General features: G+C 66.7%; 19 protein-coding genes and 1 tRNA gene. 5 read left to right on the top strand and 15 right to left on the bottom strand.

All coding sequences use genetic code 11. The features are described 5' to 3' along the window. Positions 1–78: 78 nt before the first annotated feature. Entirely contained in the window at positions 79–1,656 is a 1,578-nt protein-coding gene (locus tag AC07O4_RS21270) for a DNA cytosine methyltransferase (protein ID WP_495305580.1), read from the top strand. Here the strand turns inward: AC07O4_RS21270 and AC07O4_RS21265 are convergent. Continuing rightward, a complete protein-coding gene (locus AC07O4_RS21265; RefSeq protein WP_495305579.1) occupies positions 1,611–2,261 on the bottom strand; it encodes a very short patch repair endonuclease in 651 nt (216 codons plus the stop codon). The two genes, AC07O4_RS21270 and AC07O4_RS21265, sit on opposite strands and share 46 nt — an antisense overlap. Before the next feature lie 177 nt (positions 2,262–2,438). Here AC07O4_RS21265 and AC07O4_RS21260 point away from each other — a divergent pair, with 177 nt between their 5' ends. The 4 genes from AC07O4_RS21260 (at position 2,439) to AC07O4_RS21245 (ending at position 5,415) form a co-directional block, all read left to right on the top strand. Beyond that, on the top strand, positions 2,439–2,711 hold the full coding sequence (locus tag AC07O4_RS21260) for a hypothetical protein (protein WP_495305578.1): 273 nt from the start codon (positions 2,439–2,441) through the stop codon (positions 2,709–2,711). 411 nt (positions 2,712–3,122) lie between these two features. After that, the gene (locus AC07O4_RS21255) at positions 3,123–3,917 is read left to right on the top strand and encodes a TIGR04255 family protein (protein ID WP_495305577.1); all 795 of its coding nucleotides are present in this window, start codon (positions 3,123–3,125) and stop codon (positions 3,915–3,917) included. 13 nt (positions 3,918–3,930) lie between these two features. Beyond that, positions 3,931–4,566: a hypothetical protein gene (locus AC07O4_RS21250; RefSeq protein WP_495305576.1), complete on the top strand. Its 636-nt coding sequence runs from the start codon at positions 3,931–3,933 to the stop codon at positions 4,564–4,566. 9 nt (positions 4,567–4,575) lie between these two features. Next, positions 4,576–5,415: a hypothetical protein gene (locus AC07O4_RS21245; protein ID WP_495305575.1), complete on the top strand. Its 840-nt coding sequence runs from the start codon at positions 4,576–4,578 to the stop codon at positions 5,413–5,415. A gap of 771 nt (positions 5,416–6,186) precedes the next feature. Here the strand turns inward: AC07O4_RS21245 and AC07O4_RS21240 are convergent. The 14 genes from AC07O4_RS21240 to AC07O4_RS21175 form a co-directional block, all read right to left on the bottom strand. Further along, complete coding sequence (locus tag AC07O4_RS21240; protein WP_495305574.1) at positions 6,187–6,489, bottom strand: hypothetical protein; 303 nt, start codon at positions 6,487–6,489, stop codon at positions 6,187–6,189. A gap of 188 nt (positions 6,490–6,677) precedes the next feature. Further along, positions 6,678–8,201 (bottom strand): YfjI family protein, encoded by a 1,524-nt coding sequence (locus AC07O4_RS21235; RefSeq protein ID WP_495305573.1) that lies wholly within the window; start codon positions 8,199–8,201, stop codon positions 6,678–6,680. Beyond that, complete coding sequence (locus AC07O4_RS21230; protein ID WP_495305572.1) at positions 8,198–8,620, bottom strand: DNA primase; 423 nt, start codon at positions 8,618–8,620, stop codon at positions 8,198–8,200. The genes AC07O4_RS21235 and AC07O4_RS21230 overlap by 4 nt, the downstream gene beginning before the upstream one ends. Next, positions 8,607–9,053: a hypothetical protein gene (locus AC07O4_RS21225; protein WP_495305571.1), complete on the bottom strand. Its 447-nt coding sequence runs from the start codon at positions 9,051–9,053 to the stop codon at positions 8,607–8,609. Before AC07O4_RS21225 ends, AC07O4_RS21230 begins: the two co-directional genes overlap by 14 nt. A gap of 5 nt (positions 9,054–9,058) precedes the next feature. After that, positions 9,059–9,322 (bottom strand): helix-turn-helix transcriptional regulator, encoded by a 264-nt coding sequence (locus AC07O4_RS21220; protein WP_082817927.1) that lies wholly within the window; start codon positions 9,320–9,322, stop codon positions 9,059–9,061. Positions 9,323–9,514: 192 nt separating this feature from the next. Beyond that, positions 9,515–10,222 carry a hypothetical protein gene (locus AC07O4_RS21215; protein WP_062469487.1) on the bottom strand — a complete coding sequence of 236 codons (708 nt, stop codon included), beginning with the start codon at positions 10,220–10,222 and terminating at the stop codon, positions 9,515–9,517. Continuing rightward, on the bottom strand, positions 10,219–10,848 hold the full coding sequence (locus tag AC07O4_RS21210; RefSeq protein WP_062469485.1) for a site-specific integrase: 630 nt from the start codon (positions 10,846–10,848) through the stop codon (positions 10,219–10,221). The genes AC07O4_RS21215 and AC07O4_RS21210 overlap by 4 nt, the downstream gene beginning before the upstream one ends. 70 nt (positions 10,849–10,918) lie before the next feature. Continuing rightward, a complete protein-coding gene (locus AC07O4_RS21205; RefSeq protein ID WP_062469482.1) occupies positions 10,919–12,142 on the bottom strand; it encodes a tyrosine-type recombinase/integrase in 1,224 nt (407 codons plus the stop codon). A gap of 176 nt (positions 12,143–12,318) precedes the next feature. After that, positions 12,319–12,393: transfer RNA gene (locus AC07O4_RS21200), tRNA-Arg, on the bottom strand. Between the two features lie 59 nt (positions 12,394–12,452). Then, positions 12,453–16,550 carry a translocation/assembly module TamB domain-containing protein gene (locus AC07O4_RS21195; protein ID WP_495305570.1) on the bottom strand — a complete coding sequence of 1,366 codons (4,098 nt, stop codon included), beginning with the start codon at positions 16,548–16,550 and terminating at the stop codon, positions 12,453–12,455. 8 nt (positions 16,551–16,558) lie between these two features. Beyond that, on the bottom strand, positions 16,559–18,490 hold the full coding sequence (locus AC07O4_RS21190) for an autotransporter assembly complex protein TamA (RefSeq protein WP_495305569.1): 1,932 nt from the start codon (positions 18,488–18,490) through the stop codon (positions 16,559–16,561). A gap of 58 nt (positions 18,491–18,548) precedes the next feature. Next, positions 18,549–19,736, bottom strand: a complete 1,188-nt coding sequence (locus AC07O4_RS21185) for a vWA domain-containing protein (protein WP_062482585.1) — start codon at positions 19,734–19,736, stop codon at positions 18,549–18,551. Positions 19,737–19,757: 21 nt separating this feature from the next. After that, positions 19,758–20,345 (bottom strand): GNAT family N-acetyltransferase, encoded by a 588-nt coding sequence (locus AC07O4_RS21180; RefSeq protein ID WP_495305568.1) that lies wholly within the window; start codon positions 20,343–20,345, stop codon positions 19,758–19,760. Between the two features lie 46 nt (positions 20,346–20,391). Next, the gene (locus AC07O4_RS21175; RefSeq protein WP_159279304.1) at positions 20,392–20,640 is read right to left on the bottom strand and encodes a hypothetical protein; all 249 of its coding nucleotides are present in this window, start codon (positions 20,638–20,640) and stop codon (positions 20,392–20,394) included. Positions 20,641–20,643: the final 3 nt, after the last annotated feature.

Below are 20,643 nucleotides of genomic sequence, written 5' to 3'. Positions count from 1 at the left end.
ATAAGCCATGCAGCCCGGATTCGAACCTTCGACCATGCCGCGCCTGGTAACATCGGAGCCACTCCACCCCTCACCAGAATGCCGATTCCCATCATTGATCTCTTTGCCGGGCCAGGCGGTCTCGGCGAAGGATTCGCCGCGCTACGCGACGAACGAGGCCGCCCCGTATTCCGCCTTGGCATCTCCATCGAGAAGGAATCCAGCGCTCACCGCACCCTGTTGCTACGCGCCGTCTATCGCTTGCTGGACGGCACGCCCCACGAGCGCCACTACTATGACTATGTCCGCGGGTCACTTTCTCGCGAGCAGTTTCTCGCCGTTCCCGCAGTTGCGCGCGCATTTCGGGAGGCCGAAACGGAGGCGCGCCAGTTCGAACTCGGAAAGACGACGGAAGCGCAGATCGACCGCGAGATCCGACACGCGCTCGGAGGCAGCACTTCCTGGGTGCTCATCGGCGGGCCTCCCTGTCAGGCCTATTCGCTGGCAGGAAGAGCGCGCCGGACCAACGACGCCTCCTTTTCAGAGGACGTGAAGCACTTCCTCTATCGGGAGTACCTTCGGATCATCCGCGCGCATCGACCTGCAATCTTCGTCATGGAGAACGTCAAGGGTCTGCTCTCTTCCAAACATTCCGGCGTTTCTATGTTCTCCCGGATCATCGATGACCTCGCGCGGCCGCATGACGGAGTCGAGTACGAGATCCGCTCGTTCGTGTGCGACGACCAAGGCCAGGGCCTCGCACCCGTGGACTATCTGATCGAGGCGGAAAAGTACGGGATCCCGCAGGCTCGCCACCGCGTGATCCTGCTCGGCGTGCGCAAGTCCGGCAACCCCGTTCCGCATGAGCTGCTCCGGCCGATGCGGTCGATCGGCGTGCGAGAGGCCATTTGGGACCTCCCGGCGCTACGCAGCCGACTCTCCCGCGGCGAAGACTCCCCGGCCGAATGGCATCGAGCCGTATCCAGGGCCAGCAAGCTCGTGAAGGGCTGGTCGGGCGGCTCGGTGACCAGAATCTCGGAGCGGATGCGGGCGTCGGCGGCGTCCTCCGCGTCACTGTATGGGACTGGACAGGCCTTTCTTGCCGCCCCTCCGATCGAGGCTGCAGGCAATCTCGCAGCCGAAGCGGCTGCATACAGGTCGTGGGTGCTACGGCCCAAGGTCGGTGGCATCCTGCAGCACGAGGCGCGATCGCACATGGGGGCGGACCTTGCGAGATACCTCTTCGCCGCGACCTTCGCACGGGAATACCATCGCTCTCCCAAGCTGCCCGAATTTCCACCGCTGTTGCTTCCCGAGCACCGCAACGCGTCGAGCAGCGATGGCGGACCGATCCCGTTTCCGGACCGCTTCCGTGTCCAGTGCGGACACGAGCCCTCGACCACCGTCGTCTCGCACATCGCGAAGGACGGCCACTATTACATCCACTACGACCCGGTCCAGTGCCGCAGTCTCACCGTACGAGAGGCCGCTCGCCTGCAGACCTTTCCCGACGACTACTTTTTCGAAGGGACCCGGACGGAGCAATACACGCAGGTTGGCAACGCCGTGCCGCCACTGCTTGCCAACCGCATCGCGGCGATCGTGTCGAAGATGCTCGTTCCTCGATCAGCTCAAGGTACTTCGAGCCGATTTCGCCGCGCGTCAGCACCGGCCTGATCGGCCGTCTGACCGATCCAAGCGCATAACTGGGAGAAGCGCGGCGGATCAAGGCCATCGGCACCCAGGGCACACTCCCAGACCACTGCAACGCGCCAGCCGAGCGCGACGAGCTGGTCGATCGCTGCCGCGTCGCGCCGCATGTTGGAGGCAAACTTGGTCGCCCAGAAGGTCGCGTTGCTGGACGGGGTCGTCGACTTCGGACACCCTTGATGGCGATGCCAGAAGCACCCATGTACGAACACGACCGCCCGATGCTTGGGCAGGACGATGTCTGGCGAACCGGGCAGGTCTCGGCGATGGAGCCTGAAACGGTAGCCGGCCGTGAACAGCTGCCTGCGCAGAGCGAGTTCGGGGCGGCTGTTCTTGCCCCGAATGCGGGACATCATTGAACTGCGCACTGCAGGGCTGACGATGTCGGCACACATCGGATTACCCGGCTTCAGGAGCGGGGCACGCGCGAATCGCGCGTCGGAGGAGGCGGCTTGTTCGCTGAGCCTTGGGAAGGATTCGTCACGGATGCTCTCGACAACAAAACTATAGCGGCGATTCCAGCTTGTTAACGCCAGTGCAATCGTGACCAGCAGGGGGTGCGGACACAGCAACGCCGTTTTGGGTACCCTTCGGTCCTTTGCTATGCCCTCAAGCGGACTCTACGCAACTCAGTCGCGCGCGACGTCAGTGCCTTCGCAACGGCTAACGTGGAAGCTCTACCAAACAATCTTCTTTTCGTTTCCCCAGCCCTCGCGCCCCGTCCTTACGCCCCTGTGTTCCGGCGTCGCTTGGATGCGAAAGACAAGGCGCCCGTTCTCGGGGCCACCTTGGTGTACGTGAAAGCCAACGATCTTTCCGCCGAATCGGGACGGCTCATTCTGGCCGTCATGAAGGTAAAGGTCTCCACCCTCTGCCACGAGCCGCTCGGCGGTCGGCACCGAGACGACCCAATATCCGCAGTCGTATTCGTGCGGGTTGGCGGAGTCTTTGACTTTGTGGGTGTTCCCGAGGCGTTCGACAAGGTGAAGGGCTGGCATTCGGTCCGCTCCTGTGAGCAGTAATTGTGCAACCGGGCGAGGCGAGCCTGCCAATAGATATCGCTCAAATGTTGAAGGGTTCGCGCTTGCTTTCCACGTGAGTCATGGCCTTCGTGTCCCCCCGGCCGCTATTCGCTCGTAGTACTCATTCATGCGAGTCAGGCGGAATGTCGGCGACCGCTGCATGGCATCGAGAGCCCGTGCCGTCATGAGCTCACGCCGGGCGGGGCGCTCGCGCAGCAGCACGAGCGGATGTCGGCGCAAGGTCAAGCCGGTCGAGGCATAGCCGGCATGCGCAGCGCCAAATTGCCGATGGCCGCTGCAGATCGCCCGAGTAGGGCCAATGGAACTTTACACACCCCGGCTGACAAGGGGTGTCAACCGTGATGTAAAGTGTCAACCTGCCCGTCAAGCACATAGTCGAGGAAAAGTAATATGGGGAAGAAGCTGACCAGCGCGCCGGTCTACTACACCGTTGCCCAAGTCCGGTTCAACCCGGTGCTGGATTTGGATGGGTACATACCCGCCATCCAGTCCAAGATGCGGGAGGCGCATTTCCCCGACTATAAGAAAGAAGTCTTTCAGCAGCTTGTTCTGCCCTTCGGCGGAGGAGAACAAGGGCAGATGGCCGCACCGACCGTTACGCCGCAGGCGCGCTATCAATTCGGAGACATTGCTGGGCGCACGCTGTTCTTGCTGGAGACGAATGCCCTGTCGTTTCAGACCACGAGCTACGATACCTTCGAAACCTTTTCCGAGATCCTTCTGAAGGGGCTCAGCATGCTGCACGACGCCCTGCGTCTCGACTTCGTTGAGCGCATCGGGCTGCGGTACTTGGACGCTGTTCAGCCGTCGAAGGACGGCGAAACGTTGCGGGAATTCCTCGTGCCGGAAGTGCTGGGTCTTGCGCTGCGAGGCGAAGGTCAACTTGAGCAATCGGTCAGCGAGACCATCGTCTCGACTGCCGCTGGGCAACTTGTGTCGCGTGTCCTCATCCGCCATGGGCACGTCGGCCTTCCCCTGGAACTGAGCGGCTTTGCCCCAACCATCGACCCTCGATTTACCCAACGCGAGGGCCTGCATGCCATCGTCGATACAGATGCATCCATCGGCCAGCGAGAAGTGTTCGACCTGTCCAAGGTGGGGGCACGACTGACGGCGCTCCATGACGAAATCGTCAAGTCCTTCAATGCTACGGTTACCGACCATGCCCGGGCCTCTTGGGCCTAGAGAAGGGAACATCATGAGCGCAGCAATGACCTATGGCGGCTGGGTTACCGACCGGCCGGACGCAACAGGCGTGACTTCCACCCTTGTTCGCTGGGCGGGGTGGATGACTGCCGCAGGTGTCGCATTGACCAGCATTGGCACTGGAGGCGAGCTTTCGTTGGAGCATCTGCAACGGAGCGATCAGCGGGCACAGCACAGGGTGTCCGCGTTCGAGGTCGCGGAGGTTGAGCAGATTCGCACGCCTAGCGAAGACCTGTCGCGCATCCGCGAGGTGCTGAACCCGGCCGTCTCCGACCTGGCGACAACGTTCGGCGTGTCGCGGCAATCTGTCTACAACTGGCTCAATGGCGAACCCGTTGCAAACGAGAACGCTGCGAAGTTGCAGGACCTTGCCCGAGCTGCTGACGTGCTGGCGTACGAAGGCGTGAGCATCAATTCGGTCCTATTGAAGCGCAAGTTCGCCAACGGTCGGACACTGATGCAGGTTGCGCAGGCAGGTGAGTCCGCTAGGGAGGCTGCCCTGATGCTGATCCAGATTCATAAACGCGAGGCGGCGCAACGCGAACGTATGAATGCTCGATTCGTGAATCGGGTGAAGACGCCCGCGAGCGTCGACTTCGACCTTCCTGCGCCCAACGACCATTCGTGAAGGTAGGACGTGGCGGAGTGGAATCGTGATACCCCATGGCGCCAAGGGCATCTACTGGGCAAAGACGCGATTGAGGCCTTGGGGCTTCATCACGCGGCGGCACTCGACCAGACGCTCGCCATCGTCGCTAGCCACGACTGTGACCTCGCACAAGCTCCCGAAGGGGAGCCTGTCGTCGAGGTGGTCGTTGGCCTTCTGGTGGCGGACAGAGATGGCAACTGCACCCATGCCAAGAACGCCCGCAAGCTCCATATCGAGTTTGCGGGCGCTGCCGTTTTCTGGACCGAGTTCGAGGCGACCGCCAAGATCTATGTCGACAAGCTCGCGCTGAACGAATTTATCCCTCGCCCCGATGCGCACCTGTCCCAAGAGAACCAAGCCATCTTTCAGATGTGGTTGGCCAGTCGCTATCGTCGCTCGGCATTCCCCGACGAATTCGAGCGCCGCCTGACCGCGAAGGAATTCAAGCTGCACGAGAAAATTGCCAAGGCCGTGAGACCTCATGGGGAGTTGATTGTTGGCGTCTTTTTCGATGTAGACGAAGGTGCCGAAGTCCCTCGCGAAGGCCCCGACGACACCTACACCCTCGACATCACCATCCTGCACTCGGCTGACTCTGACTTCGAAGCGGCAGAGAAGGGGGCGGAAACAGCGGCCAAGGCGATCGAGAAGGCATTCAGGGACAAGCTGTTCGACCCTACCAAGACGTGGCAGCACATCGAACTGCGCTTCTGTGATGTGGTGTCGGAATCGGTTCTGACCTACCAGCAATTTAAGCAACTGAAGCGCTGGAGGCTGGAGCACATCAGCCTGGCCGCAGAGCCGCAGCAGCCTGTGCTGGCCGAGTAGAGCTGCTGAGTTCGGTCTCGCGAGCGGCCCGGCGCTGGCTGGTCCGCTGAAATTGGTAGTGATGGCTTTTAGAAGGTTTGACGGGCGGCGCAAAGTTTCATTGTGGGTCGGGAGCCGCCGTCGCCTTCACGAACGGCGGCTAGGTGGGGCGACAATTTTTCTAGGAAGACTTGAAGCGACTTGTCGGTTCGAGCTGTGGTGCGCGCGGCGCGAATTGCTCCCATCGTCTGCGGAGGCGCCACTGGTGAGCCGCCATTGTTTCTCCTTCGCCCGGTTGTTTCATGGTGAGACACGGACGAACGTACCGGCATCGGAATCGGAATCGAACCTTGCGCGGTGCCGTGAGATGCTGTCGGCAAACCATCTGCTCAGCCGTCGCGGTCCTTGCGGCCAAGCCAAAAGCCATAAATGGCCACGGCGACGATGAGGACCATCGCCTTGAAGATCATCCATTCGAGCACGCCCATGCGACGGACACTACTGCAAGCCGGTCGATCCAGGGACCCCTCGCGAGTTCTTCAGCGGGTTGGGTGCGCTACGCCTCGATGCGTTTTGGCAGTTTGTGCACTGCATAAAAGAGGATTGGCGCGTCGATTCGCAGGCATCAGAAATGCCTCTCAGTGAGGAATCACTGCTGGATCATCAAGGCATCGGCCAGCCGTCTTCAACGCCCGTGAAGAGCTGAAGCGCGGCGATTGCTTTTCGTGCCCTGTGAAGAGGGGGGGTGACCCCGCGTGGAACGAGGCCTACGGGCGCGTACACACGGGTGTTCTAGGTTCGCGGAGCGTGTGCGGCAACATCCTCCTTTGTCCGGCCCGCGTCGAACGCGGCGCATCTCTGGGGCAACGCCAGTAGGGTGGTCGGCAGCACCGGACCGCCTACGGCTGCGCGCTGCCACGCGCCGCAGCGCCGGCCGCTAAGGTGTGCGCATTCAAGGCATAGCCGCCGGTCGTCACCGTCCCGGTCACGGATCACCAGGCGGTCGGCCAGCGCCTCGGCCGCGACGAGGGGCAGCCCGTTGTCGGTGAACTTCGCCAGCCGCGCGGTGAAGCGGTCGATCTCCACGCCGGTCATGGCGTCACTGGCGGGCCAACAATCGCGATTGGGGTCGAGGATGGTGCCGTTTGCCTTGAGCGACCCTGTCTCTGCGAAAATCCCAATCTGCCTCTGAGAGGGGGCTACAAAACCTACGAAACCCTCTTTTGTAGGTTTCGTAGGGTGAGGCGCAGGGGTGCTCTGATCTTTCAGTCGGGCAAGCCAGCTCATGGCGCCCCCTTCGCCGCCGGGTTGATGATGTAGCGCTCGCTGGGCCTGCCGCCCATCACGCCTCCCTGCATCACGACACGCCGCAGCCAGTCGAAGTCGCACAGCAGGTCTGCCGCCTTGCGCACCGCCTCCGAATCCGGCAGGCCCGACCATCCTTTCACAGCCACCTCGCGGGGTGAGAATGAATCACCCAGAACGCCAGCCCTGAGCTTTTTCAGCAGCACCACAGCCGCGCCCGTCGACGGCGTCACTGCTGCGCTGTACAGCCGCTGCGCGTGGCTGCGCAGGTAGTCGCCCCAGGCCAGGGCGCGAAGCAGCTCACGCTCGCCGATCGCGCCGGCATCGGGCGTGTCGATCAACGCGAACAAGAGTGCCAGCGCCGGGATCAGCTTGCGGTACTTTGCGAGGTGGCTTTCCATCGCCGGGTGCAGCTCGCCGCGTTTGAGTTCTTGCTCGAATGGCGTGCGCCATTCCGCGAACAGGGCTTGCGCTACGGCATCGAACTTCCAGACCCTGGGTTCGGTCTCGCTCGCCGGCTGCAGGCATGCCAGTCGCTCGAACGCTGCCCATGCCCGCATCTTGGCGGGCGTGTCGGGCCATTGATCCACGTTGACGAACTCGCTGGCCGTGTCGGGCCATACGGTCAAGGCGAAGCGCTGCAACAGGCCATCGTCGGCACTGCCGCCCGATACGGCGCCGCGCACATATTCTTGGACCCTGCCCGGTTGAATGCCGCCGAGCATGGCGAGGCAGACACGCGGAATGTGCACCGTGCCGCGCCCGATGCGGTCGAAGGTGTAGCCCTGATTCCCGTCATAGCTCTGCAGGAAAAAGGCGCGCGAACCCTCCTGTCCTTGCTTGTCCATGGCGGCCAGGAGGCCGTGCATTTCGTCCCGATAGGTCAGGATGCCCCACTGGTTCGCCATCAGCAGCTCGCCGAGTTTTTCGACGGTGGGGTCGTTCACGACGTAGCGCCGCGCGACCGGCTCGGGCGTGGTGTCCACCGGCTCCAGAAGCGCGCGCGCTGCCGCCGGGTCCTTGCCTGCGAGCCCCTTGGCTTTTTTCTCGCGCTCCGCACCCTGGAGTTCGGCCAGCCTGCTGTCGAGCGCCCATGTCAGGTGCGCCGCTTTGTGCTGCTCGACCTCGGCCGCCTGCAGCTTGTGCAGCGGCTTCAGCACCTCGCCCAGGGCTGGCGACTTCATGACGCCGGGACGGCCCACGACCAAAGCCCACAGATTCGGCACCACCTGCCAGTCGTCGTAGGCCTTGGGCTGCACCACGGCCCGCGCGCCGACCAGGCTCGAAAGCGCCGCCACGACGCCGACTGCGGGGAAGTCAGCGGGGCATTGCATTCTGTGGGCGATGTCCACGACCCAGCCGCGCAGCTCCTCGGGCATCAGCTCGGGAACGAAGGGCTGCACGGGAGGCAGCGCGTCAGGCAGAGGGGTCGGGGCGGGCCAGCCCGATGCGGCGGCATCGGCCGCCGCCATCGCGGCCCACACATCGCTGTGGTCGTTCATCCGGCCCTCCGCGCCAGTTCGATGCGCTGCTTGGCAAGGCGCTCGCGGGCAGCATCCGTCGGGCTGATGGATATGCCATTCGCTCGGTCGGAGGCGACCATGACGAGCACGGCTTTTTCGATTTCGACTGCCGCACCCAGCGCCGTGCGGGTGACGCCGGGCGCAGGCGGCGGGCAGCGCAGCTGGCCGTTCGCGGGAAACAGATCGGCCGGCGTCAGCCCCAGGGCAGCGACCACGTCCTGGAAGGCGCAGCCCGCGAAGCAGTGCACCAGGACGCGGCCATCCTCGCCTTCCTTGATCGACAGCGAGGGGCTGTGATCGTCATGTGCCGGGCAGCGCGCGGAGAACCCGTGCGCGGAGGACTTGACGAGTTCGAGCCGTTGCAGAAGCCTGTGCAGCAGGGGGCTAGGTGGCGACATCGCTGTTGCCGATCGTGTGCTGCTGCAGAAAGCGCTCTGCAGCGTCGAGGCCGTTGAAGAACTCGATGACGCGGCCCAGGCACGCCACCTGATAGGTGGTCGGGTAGCCAGCCGTCCTTTTGCGCAGCAGCGCACAGCCCGTCTTGGCGAAACGCACCGCCAGAGCGTCGAAGCGCGCCTCGTCGGGGTCGATCTGTGCGCGGAGCTTGATGACCTGCGTCTTGGCCGAGAGGCCCTCGAGCAGGGCATTTTCGAGAAAGCGGCAGAAGATCACCAGCGTGTAGCCCTTCAGCGAGGCCACCGTGACCGCCAGCTCTTCTTTGGGAGCGACCTTGCTCGAGTGGAGGCGAATGAGGTAGGCGCGGATCAGATGCCGGCCCTCCTTGTATTGAAGCGTACGCAGCGCTTTCTGTGGATCTTGATTGGTGGTCATGACCGTTACGCCTCCGCCTGGGCTGCCAGCCACGCCGTCACGTCGCCCGCGCGCCAGCGGGTGCAGCGGTTGCCGAGACGCACCGGCGGGGGGAAATCGTGACGCGCCAAGCGGCGGTATACCGAGGACGGCGACAGCCCCGTCAGGGCGGAAACGTTCCTCATGACGAGCAGCGCCTCGGCAATCTGCGCCACGTGCAGGGGTTGAGGATTGACCGTGCCGCGCTTGGGGCGGGCGGCCTGCGGCTTGGTGATCGGTGCTGCGTGCATGTGAGCCTCCATGAATGAACAGGAGGCCATCTTCGAAAGTCGGCAGCACTCGGAATAGATGGGCGGGTTCAGAAAACCCACCCCCCCCTACTGAACAGGCGGGGGGGTGGGTTTGGGCCCTAGGGGTGGGTAGGTTTATTCCACTGAATCAATGAATCGCGAGCAACGGCGCGGGTTCTTGGGGTGGGTGGGTTATTTCGCAGGGGTCTTCGGAGCGCCTCCGCGAGGCCGCCAGTTCGCGACCTTGCTGCATTCCTCGATGCCCTGTTTGTTGGGCCTACCGTCATCGCCGATCAGCCCGAAGTCCGCAGCGATTTCGTACAGGATCTGCTCGAGAGTTTCCTTGGGGGATTTGCTGTCCGGGCTGCCTTCCGCCCGCTCCCACGCCACCAACGATGCGGCCAGCTTGGGCGCGTAGCGCGGATGAGACTTGTCGAGGTAGGCCGGCAGGTCGGTTGCGTGCCGTGCCTGGGGGAAAAAGAATCCGTTCCTGATGCCGCGCGTCGAGAGCCAAGCGCGCAGCGCCTCGACCTCCACCGTGGTCAAGTTCCAGTCCGGCGCTGCGCGGTAGACCAGCTCGCGCAACTTCGTGGTCAAGGGAGAATCCCTGCCGCGACCGGGCGACTCGGCCTCGGCCGAGTAGTCCGGGTAAACCTCGGCTCTCGCGATGCTTTCTCCCTCTCCGGGGTTTTCGTCCCAGCCGCGGTGCCAGGCACTGCGACGAATTTTCGCCTCGAGCCTGTTGTTCTTGATGGCGGTCGTCAGCGCAGCCTTCGCCGCGACGTAGGCCGGCGGTTGCCGGCTCGTCTCCCAGCCATCGCAATTTGCTCCTACCTCGCTGCCCGGGGTAATGCCCGCCATCAGCAGTGCTGCGTGAACGACGCTCAGGTCGGCGCTCAAGCGCCAATGTTCCATCCAATCCGGTTCCATGAATACCTCTCGTGATGCGTTGAAAAAGAACGCCGCGCCGGGACCGGGAAGACCGATTTCTCGGTCGTCACTCTAGACGCGACCTGCCAACAAAAGAGGGGATTCACGGGGGGCATGCCTTCTGGAACATGATCGCCCGTGCCCCCTCGCAGGCGATCCAAATACGCGGCCCATGACGTCATCAGCTGGCGGTGCCGGGCCATGAACTCCGCGCGGCCGGAGGCCATGACGCGAAACTCGGGGGCAGTCCTGTTGTCGTTGGCGTAGCCCCTGCGGCGCAGCGCCGAGCGGACGGTCTTCCTGCTCGCGCAGCGCCCGCCAGTCAGCAATGAAGAGGGCACGAAGCGGCCACGCCAGGTCGGGACGCGCGACGCCTCCAGGATCGCGAGCGGCACGAGATGCGGCCACCCGTTGACTTTCCCGAGAGGGGGGCGCTTCGTCGTCGGGTGGTGGGATGTCCTGAGCGCCGCAGTCTCGGTGTCGAGGTCGGTCCCCGCCATGGCGCGGACGTTGCCGGGCCACTGGAACAGCAGCGCAGACGGCCTCGGTCCCGCGTGGACAGCGCGCTGCCCTGCATCGGCGCCGATGACGCGCATCAATGCGCCCGCCTGCGCGGGCTGAGGGCGGCCGCCATGTGCTTCACCTTGACCGGCTGGCAGAGAGTCATCACGCGGCCCGGTTGATCGGGACGATGTCTGCCCCGGTACGCAGCTTGTCCAGGTAGTCCGCCCAGCGCTGCATCATTTCCCGGCGGGCCGGCAGGTGCGCTGTGCGGTTGTAGGCGCGCCCGTTCGGGTCCTTGACGGTGTGCGCGAGCTGGTGCTCGATCAGGTCGACGCGCTCGCCCAGCACCTCGTCCATGAGGGTGCGGGCCGTGGCCCGGAAACCGTGGGCGGTCATCACGTCCTTGGCGTAGCCCATTCCGCGCAGCGCGGCGTTGATGGTGTTCTCGCTCATGCAGCGCTCGCCCGTGCGGATGCTGGGGAACACGTAGCGGCCGTGCCCGCTGAACGGGTGCAGGGCACGCAGGATCTCCACGGCCTGCCGCGACAGCGGCACGAGGTGCTCGACCTTCATCTTCATCCGGGCGGCCGGGATGCGCCACTCGGCGGCGTCGAGGTCGATCTCGGCCCACTCCGCGGCCCTCAACTCGCCGGGGCGCACGAACACCAGCGGCGTCAGCTGCAGGGCGGCCACGGCCGTCGGGTGCCCGCCGTAGGCATGGATGGAGCGCAGGAGTTGGCCGACCTGCCGGGGCTCGGTGATCGCGGCGTAGCTGGTCTTTTGCACTGAGGCCAGCGCGCCGCGCAGGTCGACCGTCACGTCACGCTCCATCAGCCCGACCGCCACCGCGTAGCGGAACACCTGAGCGCAGATCTGCACGATGCGGTGCGCGCTCTCGTGGATGTGACGGTCCTCCATGCGGCGGGCGACCCTGTCGAGCACGTCCTTCGCGCGGATGGTCGACACGGGCAGCTTGCCGATGAACGGGAACACGTCCTTCTCGAGCCAGCGGGTGACCTTGGTCTGGGTGATGGCGGCGCGCTTGTTCGCCGTCTTGGCGAGCCAGTCGCGGGCGACCTTCTCGAAGGTGTGGATGGAGGCCTCGGCCTTGTTTCGCTTTTCGTCGCGTTTGGCGACGCCGGGGTCGACGTCATCCGCCAGAAGGGCCCGGGCCTCGTCGCGCCGGGCGCGGGCCTTGAGCAGGGTGACATCGGGGTAGACCCCGAGGGCCAGGGTCTTCTGCTTCCCGGCGAAGCGGTAGTTCATCCGCCAGTACTTCCCGGTGGCGGTGACGTGCAGGTACAGGCCGCGCTCGTCCGCGTACTTTTCCCCGCTGGCCGCGCCGAGGGGCTTGAGCTGCCTGATGCGGATGTCGGTGAGTGCCATTGCCGCCTTCCTGTTGGTATCTGGCTTTTGGGCTTTTTCGAGATACCAACAAAAATGCCCATATTTCTCTGCGCTGACATGCTACGTCATGACACTACGTGGGGCAAAGAAAAGCCCGCTACGCTTGGGAAACGTGCGGGTTCTGGGTCTTTGTGGGATGCTGTGATTCGATCCCATGGTGCCTTCGACAGGAATCGAACCTGTATCTGAGTCTTAGGAGGACCCCGTTCTATCCATTGAACTACGAAGACGGTGTGCGCCGCTGCTGCGGTGCGGCCCGCACTTTACCAGCTTGGGGTGTCCCCAACCCTCAGTCGTACTTCACCGTATAGATCAGGTCCACCCCGCTCGTCTGCCCCGCCTGGCCCCGCAGCGTGAGGCGCTTGGTCAGGTCGTAGAAGATGAAGAGGGTGCCGAAGGTGCCGCCCAGGCTGCGTTCGTAGGTGATGTAGAAGTCTTTGGACAACCGCTTGCCCAGCGTGACGGCCGACTCGCGCAGGTCGCCGCCGTTGCCGGGGCCCTTGAAGCCGAGTTCGTCCAGGCCGAAACGGCTGGCCAGGCTGCCGCCGGTGGTGGTGCCGCCGATCTTGCCGAGCAGCGACAGGGCGGCCTGCTGCAAGAGGGCCGACTCGCCGCCGCTGGTGGCCGAGGCGCGGCCCAGGATGACCCATGACAACGTCTCGGCGTCAGACAGCGCGGGCTCCGCGTAGAGCTTCACGCGCGGCGACTGCGCGGAGCCGGTGATCTGCACGCCGGCGCGCTGCGCAATGTTCGGGCGGATGGCCAGGATGTCGAGCGCGGGGTTGTCGAAGGGGCCTTTGAAGCGCGCGATGCCGGTCTCGACGTCGAGCTGCTGGCCGTAGGCGCGGTACTGGCCCTTGACGGTCTTCACCTCGCCGGTGATGCGCGGCGGGGCATCGAGGCGGGTGCTGCGGATTTCCAGTTCGCCTTCGAGCCGCGTGGTGATGCCGCGGCCCTGCACGGCGAAGTCGTCGCCGAGGTCGAAGGTGACGACGATGTCGGGCGGCTTGGCGGTCTGGGGCTTGGCGGCCTTGGCCGCCTGGGCGTCGGCCTTGGCGGATTCGCGCTGCGCGGCCTCGGCGGCGGCCTTGTCCTTGGCGGCCGAGCGCACGACGACGTCGCTGCCCAGGCTGGGCGCGGTCTCGTCGGGCAGGATGATGACGGCGCGGTCGGTCTTGAGCTTGCCGCGCACGTTGAACTGGCCGTCGTCCAGCCGCGCCTGCAGGTTGCCCGACAGCGACACCTGGCGGTCGGTGCGCACCAGCACGCGCAGGGCGCGCAGCTCGGCCTGCAGGGCCATGCGGATGCCGGTGCTGGTCGCGCTGTTGTTGCTGCCCCAGCTGAGGTCGCCGCGCGCGGTGAGCGAGCCGCCGTCGGTGCGCGCTTCGCTGGCGGCGGTGCTGCGGTTGCCGCTCTGGCCGCCGATGCGCGCGTTGCTGCCGGCGCCGCCCTTGAGCGTGAACTCGGTGATCTCCAGGCGGTCGCCGGTGAGCGAGGCGCGCAGGCGGCCGTCGCGCAGGTCGAGGCCTTCGACCGGGGCGCGCAGCGCGAGCTGGTCGGCGCCGAGCGTGCCGTTCCAGCGCGGCGCGGTGCGGTTGCCCGACAGGGTGGCGTTGGCGTCGAGCGTGCCGGCGATGCGCCAGCCGGGCGGCGCGAGCATCGACCACACACCGAGGTTGGGCAGCGCGGCGCGCAGCGTGCCGTTCAGGGGCGCGTCGGGCGCCCACTGCCAGCCGCCGCTGCGCTGCTGCATGCGGGTGCCGAGTTCGGCGTCGAGGCGGCCGGCGCGTTCGCTGTCCCAGGCCAGGGTGGCGCGCACGGCGTCGCCCTGCGCGTCGAGCTGCAGTTCGGCGCGGCGCAGGCCGGCGGGCGTGGCGGTGACGTCGACGCCGTTGACCTCGTTCTTGCCGCTGGCCGAGCTCATGGTGCGTTCGCTCGCGGTGCCGGTCCCGGTGCTGGTGATGCGGGTGACGAGCGCGGCCTCGCCGGCCTGCACGCGGATGTCGCCGCTCTGGCGCGCAAGGCGGGCCTTGGCGCGCAGGGTGTCGCCGGCGTCGATGTCCCAGTCGCCGTTGAACAGCAGGTCGCCGCTGATGCCGAGTTCGCTCAGCGTGGCGTTGGCGCCGAACGCGCCGGCCCAGGCCATCGGCAGGCCCTGCATCTGGCCCTTGGACTGCAGGCGGAACACGCGGTTGGGCGCGGCGCCGCTCTGGTTGAAGCGCAGCGGCTGCCAGTCGATGCGCACGGTGCCGGGCAGCGGGCCGCGCAGTGTGGCGTCGGCGGCGGAGGCCTCGACGTCGAGGCGGTTGTCGGCGGCGCGCACGGTGGCCGTGACTTCGCGGCCCAGCTCCAGCACCCAGGGCCCTTGGCCGGGGCGCGCGGTGGCGGTGTCCTGTGCCTGCAGGCGCAGGCTGGCGAGGGTGGCGCGCCACTGGTTGGCGCTGGCAAGGCCGCCGCTGGCGCGGGTGTCGAGCGCCAGCTTCTGCGTGCCGGTGGTGGCCTCGCCCTTGAGCGTCAGCGTGGCCTGGGCGATGCTGCCGGCGAGGTCGGCTTGCAGTGCGCGCAATTGCACATTGGTGGCCGTGCCGCCGGGCTGGGCGGCGGGCAGGTTCAGGTCGAGGCGCGGCACGGCGAGCGCGGCCTTGAGGCTGGGCTCGGCGTTGCCGCGCGCGGCTGGAGCGCCGGGGTTCTCGATGCGGCGCTGCACGGTCTGCCAGCCGCCTTGCCAGCTGGCGTCGAGGCGGACGCTGCCCTTGGCGCTGGCGTTCGCGAACACAGCTGACAGGCCCGGCAGGCCTTGCACCCAGCGCTGCAGGGCTTCGGCGTCGTCGATGCGTGCCTGGAGGTCGCCACCGCCGGTGGTGGGCGCGATGCGGCCGTCGAGCTGCGCGCTGCCGCCCGGCAGCGAGAGGGCGAGCTTGCCGCTGGCGGCCTGCTCGGCCACGCGCACCTGCAGCTTGCCGTCGATGCTGGCGCGCATCGCTTCGACGCGCAGCGTGCGCAGGTCGAGCACCTGGTCTTTCCATTGGCCCTGCGCCAGCGCGCGGTCCAGGCCGAAGCCGGGCAGCGCCTTGCTGCCGGCGCCGCCGTTGCCTTCGGCGCGGAGGGCCACATCGAAGACGAGGGTGTCGGAATCTTCGGCCTGCCGTGCGCTGATCTGCCCGCCGACGGGCGCGCCCGACAGCTCGCTGTACAGCGCACCGGGCCGCACGCCGCGCACGGTGGCGCGCACCTGCCAGGGCGAGGGCGCGGGGCTCCAGCTGCCTTCGGCGTCGATGCGGCCGCCGCCCGCGCGCACGGTGGCTTCGGGCACGGTCCAGGTCGTGCCGTCGAAGCCGACCTGCGCCTGGACCTGTTCGACCGGCAGCTTCTGTTCGTCCCACGGGCCGGCGACGGCGTTGCGGATGTCGGCCGAGGCCTTCCACGCGGCGGGGCCGGTGGCGGCATCGGGCGCGAGCTCGACGGTGCCGGTGAGCCGGGTCCGGGGCGCGCCGGGCCAGAGGCTGGCGGCGTCGACGTTGCGCAGGTCGGCCTTGGCGTCGATCACGGGCTGCGGCAGCCAGGGCGCGATCTGCGCGCGCAGCTTGGCTTCCATCGGCGCTTCGGCGTCGGGCTCGGTGGGCTGCAGGTCGGCGGCCACCTGCAGGCGCGCCTCGGGGCCGGCCAGCGTGCCCTTCACCGAGGCCTTGGCCTGCACCTCGATGTGGCGGTCTTCGGCGAGCGGGGCTTTCACGCGGCCGTCGAGCGTCGCGTCGAGCGCCATCGGCGCGGGGCCCTGCAGCCGCACGCGGGCGCTGTAGTGGCCGTCGGCGATGTCGACGCCTTCGATGTCCAGCGCGTGCTGCGCGCCGAGGTAGCTGTAGCGGCCCGCGAGGCCTTTGGCTTCCAGCGCGGGCGGTCCGGCCCAGCGCACCTCGTCGATGCGGAAGGGCACTTCGGCCACTTCGACGGGCAATGCGACCTGCGTGAGCGGCTCGGTCGGCGCGTCGCTGGGCGGGCCGCGGCGTTCGATCGACAGGCTTGCGGCGTGGATCTCGCCGAGCTGCACCTTGCGCTGGAACAGCGGCGCGAGCTGCCAGCCGAGCGTGGCGTCGTTCACCTCGACCGCGAGGCTCTCGCTTTGCCACTTGAGCCAGCCGATGCGGCCGCCGGTGCGCAGCGAGCCGGTCACGTCGCGGCTCTCGAGCGTCTGGCCCGCGGGCAGGCGCTGTGCGGCCTGCGCGAGCGCGAAGGCCAGCGATGTGTTCGAACCGAGCCACCACCAGGTGCCTGCGGCGAGCAGCAGCACGACGAGCAACAGGCCCGCCAGCGTCCAGCCCAGCGCGCGCAGCACGCGGCGGGTGCGCGAGCGGGGACGGGGCGTGGCTGTGGTGGGCGTGGACGGCATGAAGCGGGTCAGAAGGTGAAGCCGAGGCGGAAATGCAGGCGGAATTTCTTCGAGTCGACGCCGTAGGCCAGGTCGGCCTGCACCGGGCCGACCGGGCTGCGCCAGCGCGCACCGACGCCCACGCCGACCTTGGGCTTGAGTTCGCCGGGCTTGTCGGCCACGGCGCCGGCATCCACGAACACCACGCTCTCCCATTCGGTGAGCTTGTCCTTGTAGACGAAGGGGCGCTGCCACTCGAGGCTGGCCACGCCGAGGTAGCGGCCCGCCACGGTCTTGCCGTCGGCGCGCACGGTGCCGATCTGCTTGTAGCTGTAGCCGCGCACGGTGGTGTCGCCGCCGGTGAGGAACATCAGCGTGGACGGGATCTGCGCGCTGTCCTTGGCCGCGACGGCGCCGGCTTCGAGCCGCATCTGCAGCCGGCTGCGGCGCGCGCGGGCGTTCCTGTCGTCGGCCGCGCCCAGCGGCAGCACGCCGAGCCAGCGCGCGTAGGTGCGCGTGAAGGGCACCTGCTGGCCGGTGAGCGTGTAGCCCGCGGCCACTTCGAGCGCCAGGCCGTAGCCGCGCGAGGGCGCCGAGTTGTCGTCGAAGTAGCGCCCGGTCCAGCCCCAGTTGGCGGTGACGGCCGAGGCCGAGGGCGGCGCGTCGGTGCCGCGGTTGTGGGCGTAGTCGTACTGCAGGAAGTAGCTGCGGTCGATGTGGTCGCTGGACTTGTTGCGCCCGCCGCGCAGCCGGCCGCTGTCGACCACGTAGCTGCCCGACTGCTCGCTCTTGAGTTCGCCGCCGGCGAACCAGCGCCAGCCGCGGTCGTCGGGCACGGCGTTCCACTCGGTGCCCAGCGACTGGATGTCGTTGTCCAGCGAGAGCCGCGACACCGCGCGCCAGCCGAGCAGCGGCATGCGGTTGTGGGTGTGGTCGATCGACAGGCGCGGGCCGTTGTCGGTGGTGAAGCCCACGCCCATCACGACCTTCTGCAGCGGCGCTTCGCGCAGCTGGGCGATCACGGGTGCGGCCAGCGGCGTGTGGCTGTCGGTGTCGAGCGTGAGGAACACCGAGTCGTAGTAGCCGCTGCTGGCCAGGCGTTGCTGGGCGTCGAGCAGCTTCTGCTGGTCGTAGTCGGTGCCGGTGGGCAGGCGCGCGATGCGGCGCGCGGCGTCGGCGTCGTAGCGCTCCACGCCGCGCAGCACCAGCGGGCCGAACTTGTAGGCCGGGCCCGACTGGTAGGTCACGCCGAGGCGGGCCTCGTGGCGGTCGGCATCGATCTCGGCGCGGCTGATTTCCACGCTGCCGGTGGGAAAGCGCCTGGCCGTGAGGCTGCGCAGCGCGGTGGTCTTGGCGTCGTCCCAGGCGCCTTGCGTGAAGGGCTCGCCGGCGCGCAGCGCCCAGCCGGTGCGGATGGCGTCGCGCTGGGCTTCGGCGCTGGGGTCGTTGGCGATCTGGCCGGCGTAGCGGATCTGCACCGTCGACACTTTCGTGCGCTCGCCGGGCGCCACGGTGATGACGACCTCGCGCGGGGCCTCGGTGCTGTCGGGCGTCTCGTTGAGTTCGAGCGTGAGCGTGGGCGTGAAGTAGCCCAGCGTGCCCAGCAGTTCGCGCGCATTGGCCTCGGCCGCGACCATGAGGCGCGAGACCTCGGTCACGCCCAGGTCGTCGAGCTCGCGGTAGCGCTGGATTTCGAGGTGGCGCGCGAGGTAGTCGCGCTCGGTTTCGGGGCCGCGCACGTCGACGGTGAAGGCGTTGCGCCGGCCGTCGGCCTTGGCCTTGTCGTCGTCCTTGGCGGTGTCTCCGTTGCTGTCGCCGCTGCGCACCACGCCCGCGGTGGACGCACCGGTGTCCGCCGCCTCTTTTTTAGGCAGCAGGCTGCAGCCTTGCAAAAGCAGGACGCCGGAAAAAAGCAAAGCCGGCCACAACGCCGGCGAAAGAACGGATGCCACCCTGACCATGGGGGCATTCTGACAGCACACGTGCGGGCGATGCCCCCCACTTGTGCGGGGCCGCGGGTTACTTGGACAGCATGCGCATCGCCTCTTCGAGGCCGCGCAACGTGAGCGGGTACATGCGGTTGGACATGAGCTGCTGCATCACCGCGATGCTCTGGCGGTACTGCCACACGCCCTGGGGCTCGGGGTTGATCCAGGCGAACTTGGGGAAGGTGTGCGTGAGGCGCTGGATCCATTCGGCGCCGGCCTCTTCGTTGTTGTATTCGACGCTGCCGCCAGGTTGCAAGATTTCGTAAGGACTCATCGTGGCGTCGCCCACGAAGATCAGCTTGTAGTCTTTGTTGTACTTGCGCAGGATGTCCCAGGTCGCGAACTTCTCGGAGAAGCGGCGCTTGTTGTTCTTCCACATGAAGTCGTAGACGCAGTTGTGGAAGTAGTAGAACTCCAGGTGCTTGAACTCGGTCTTCACGGCCGAGAACAGTTCTTCGACGCGCTGGATGTGCTCGTCCATCGTGCCGCCCACGTCCATCAGCAGCAGCACCTTGACGTTGTTGTGGCGCTCGGGCCGCATCTTGATGTCGAGGTAGCCGGCGTTGGCGGCGGTCGAGTGGATGGTGTTGTCCAGGTCGAGCTCTTCCTCGTGGCCTTCGCGCGCGAACTTGCGCAGCCGGCGCAGCGCGACCTTGATGTTGCGCGTGCCCAGTTCCTGCGTGTCGTCGTAGTCCTTGTAGGCGCGCTGGTCCCACACCTTCACGGCACTGCGGTTCTTGCCGGCGCCGCCGATGCGGATGCCTTGCGGGTTGTAGCCGCCGTTGCCGAAGGGCGAGGTGCCGCCGGTGCCGATCCACTTGCTGCCGCCTTCGTGGCGCTCTTTCTGCTCCTCGAAGCGCTTCTTGAGCGTTTCCATGAGCTCGTCCCAGCCCATCTTCTCGATCTTGGCTTTCTCTTCGGCCGTGAACTCGCGCTCCAGCGTCTTCTTGAGCCAGTCGAGCGGCACTTCCTTGGTGAAGTCGGTGAGCATCTCGACGCCCTTGAAGTAGGCGGCGAAGGCGCGGTCGAACTTGTCGTAGTGCTTCTCGTCCTTCACGAGCGCGGTGCGCGAGAGGTAGTAGAAGTCGTCGATGCCGTAGGCACCGTCGGAGTTCGGGCCCACCACGTCGGACTTGAGCGCCTCGAGCAGCGTGAGGTATTCCTTGACCGACACCGGCAGCTTGGCCGAACGCAGGGTGTAGAAGAAGTCGATGAGCATGGAGCGCTCCTTGTGTTTCGTTCAGCCGCGCGGCTTGTCGAGCAGGTACAGCAGCTGGGCCTTCACCTCGGGCCATTCGCCCGCGCGCAGGCTGTACATGACGGTGTCGCGGATGGTGCCGTCGCGGCGCATCACGTGGCCGCGGATCACGCCGTCTTTCTTCGCGCCCAGGCGCTCGATGGCGCGCTGCGAGGCGAAGTTGAAGTTGTCGGTGCGCCAGCCCACCACGTTGCAACCCAGCGTGTCGAATGCGTGCGTGAGCATCAGGAGCTTGCAGGTGGTGTTGACGTGGGTGCGCTGGCAGCGCTCGGCGTACCAGGTGTAGCCGATCTCGACGCGCTTCACGCCCGGCAGGATGTCGTGAAAGCTCGTGCTGCCCAGCACGGTGCCGCTGGCTTCGTCGGTGACGGCGAAGGCGAAGCGGTCGGCCGTCTTCAGGGCGGTCTCGATGTAGGCGCGCGTGTCCTGCGGCTCGGGCACGGAGGTGACGCGCAGCTTCCACAGCGCGCCATCGGCGGCCGCGGTGCGCAGGCCGTCTTCGTGGGTGAGTGCCAGCGGCACCAGCGCGAGGCCGCGGGCCTTCAGCGTGACGGGTTCGACGAACGCCATGTGCAAACTCTCCGTGTCTCCGTGCGGGTCTCGATGGATCTGGGGCTCAGCCGCGCGGGTCGCCGTACTTGTGCACGTACCACGCGCGCGCGGCCTGCGCACCGGCGCCGCCGCCCAGGCCGATCAGCGCAATGCCGACGATCTCGCGCGTGCCGTACTTGCTGTCGGTGCCGAAGGCGTCGAGCCCGAGCAAGAGCCCGATCCCGCGCCCGATCAGCGCGCCCACCACGAACAGCACCGCCTGGGCGATGCCCAGCTTCATCAGCTGCCTGGTGGAATGCGGTTGCCGGCTCATGGC

It is taken from the genome of Variovorax sp. GW821-FHT09D04 (assembly GCF_059416405.1).
The sequence above is the reverse complement of the archived record's forward strand: the minus strand, read 5'-3'. Positions and strand labels throughout refer to the sequence as shown.

Excerpts from the sequence above, each read along its gene's own strand:
- AC07O4_RS21250 (WP_495305576.1), top strand. The coding sequence starts at position 3,931 with ATGAGCGCAGCAATGACCTATGGCGGCTGGGTTACCGACCGGCCGGAC.
- AC07O4_RS21195 (WP_495305570.1), bottom strand. The coding sequence starts at position 16,550 with ATGCCGTCCACGCCCACCACAGCCACGCCCCGTCCCCGCTCGCGCACC.
- AC07O4_RS21240 (WP_495305574.1), bottom strand. The coding sequence starts at position 6,489 with ATGACCGGCGTGGAGATCGACCGCTTCACCGCGCGGCTGGCGAAGTTC.
- AC07O4_RS21210 (WP_062469485.1), bottom strand. The coding sequence starts at position 10,848 with ATGCGCGTCATCGGCGCCGATGCAGGGCAGCGCGCTGTCCACGCGGGA.
- AC07O4_RS21235 (WP_495305573.1), bottom strand. The coding sequence starts at position 8,201 with ATGAACGACCACAGCGATGTGTGGGCCGCGATGGCGGCGGCCGATGCC.
- AC07O4_RS21190 (WP_495305569.1), bottom strand. The coding sequence starts at position 18,490 with ATGGTCAGGGTGGCATCCGTTCTTTCGCCGGCGTTGTGGCCGGCTTTG.
- AC07O4_RS21255 (WP_495305577.1), top strand. The coding sequence starts at position 3,123 with ATGGGGAAGAAGCTGACCAGCGCGCCGGTCTACTACACCGTTGCCCAA.
- AC07O4_RS21180 (WP_495305568.1), bottom strand. The coding sequence starts at position 20,345 with ATGGCGTTCGTCGAACCCGTCACGCTGAAGGCCCGCGGCCTCGCGCTG.
- AC07O4_RS21220 (WP_082817927.1), bottom strand. The coding sequence starts at position 9,322 with ATGCACGCAGCACCGATCACCAAGCCGCAGGCCGCCCGCCCCAAGCGC.
- AC07O4_RS21270 (WP_495305580.1), top strand. The coding sequence starts at position 79 with ATGCCGATTCCCATCATTGATCTCTTTGCCGGGCCAGGCGGTCTCGGC.
- AC07O4_RS21205 (WP_062469482.1), bottom strand. The coding sequence starts at position 12,142 with ATGGCACTCACCGACATCCGCATCAGGCAGCTCAAGCCCCTCGGCGCG.
- AC07O4_RS21225 (WP_495305571.1), bottom strand. The coding sequence starts at position 9,053 with ATGACCACCAATCAAGATCCACAGAAAGCGCTGCGTACGCTTCAATAC.
- AC07O4_RS21185 (WP_062482585.1), bottom strand. The coding sequence starts at position 19,736 with ATGCTCATCGACTTCTTCTACACCCTGCGTTCGGCCAAGCTGCCGGTG.
- AC07O4_RS21175 (WP_159279304.1), bottom strand. The coding sequence starts at position 20,640 with ATGAGCCGGCAACCGCATTCCACCAGGCAGCTGATGAAGCTGGGCATC.
- AC07O4_RS21230 (WP_495305572.1), bottom strand. The coding sequence starts at position 8,620 with ATGTCGCCACCTAGCCCCCTGCTGCACAGGCTTCTGCAACGGCTCGAA.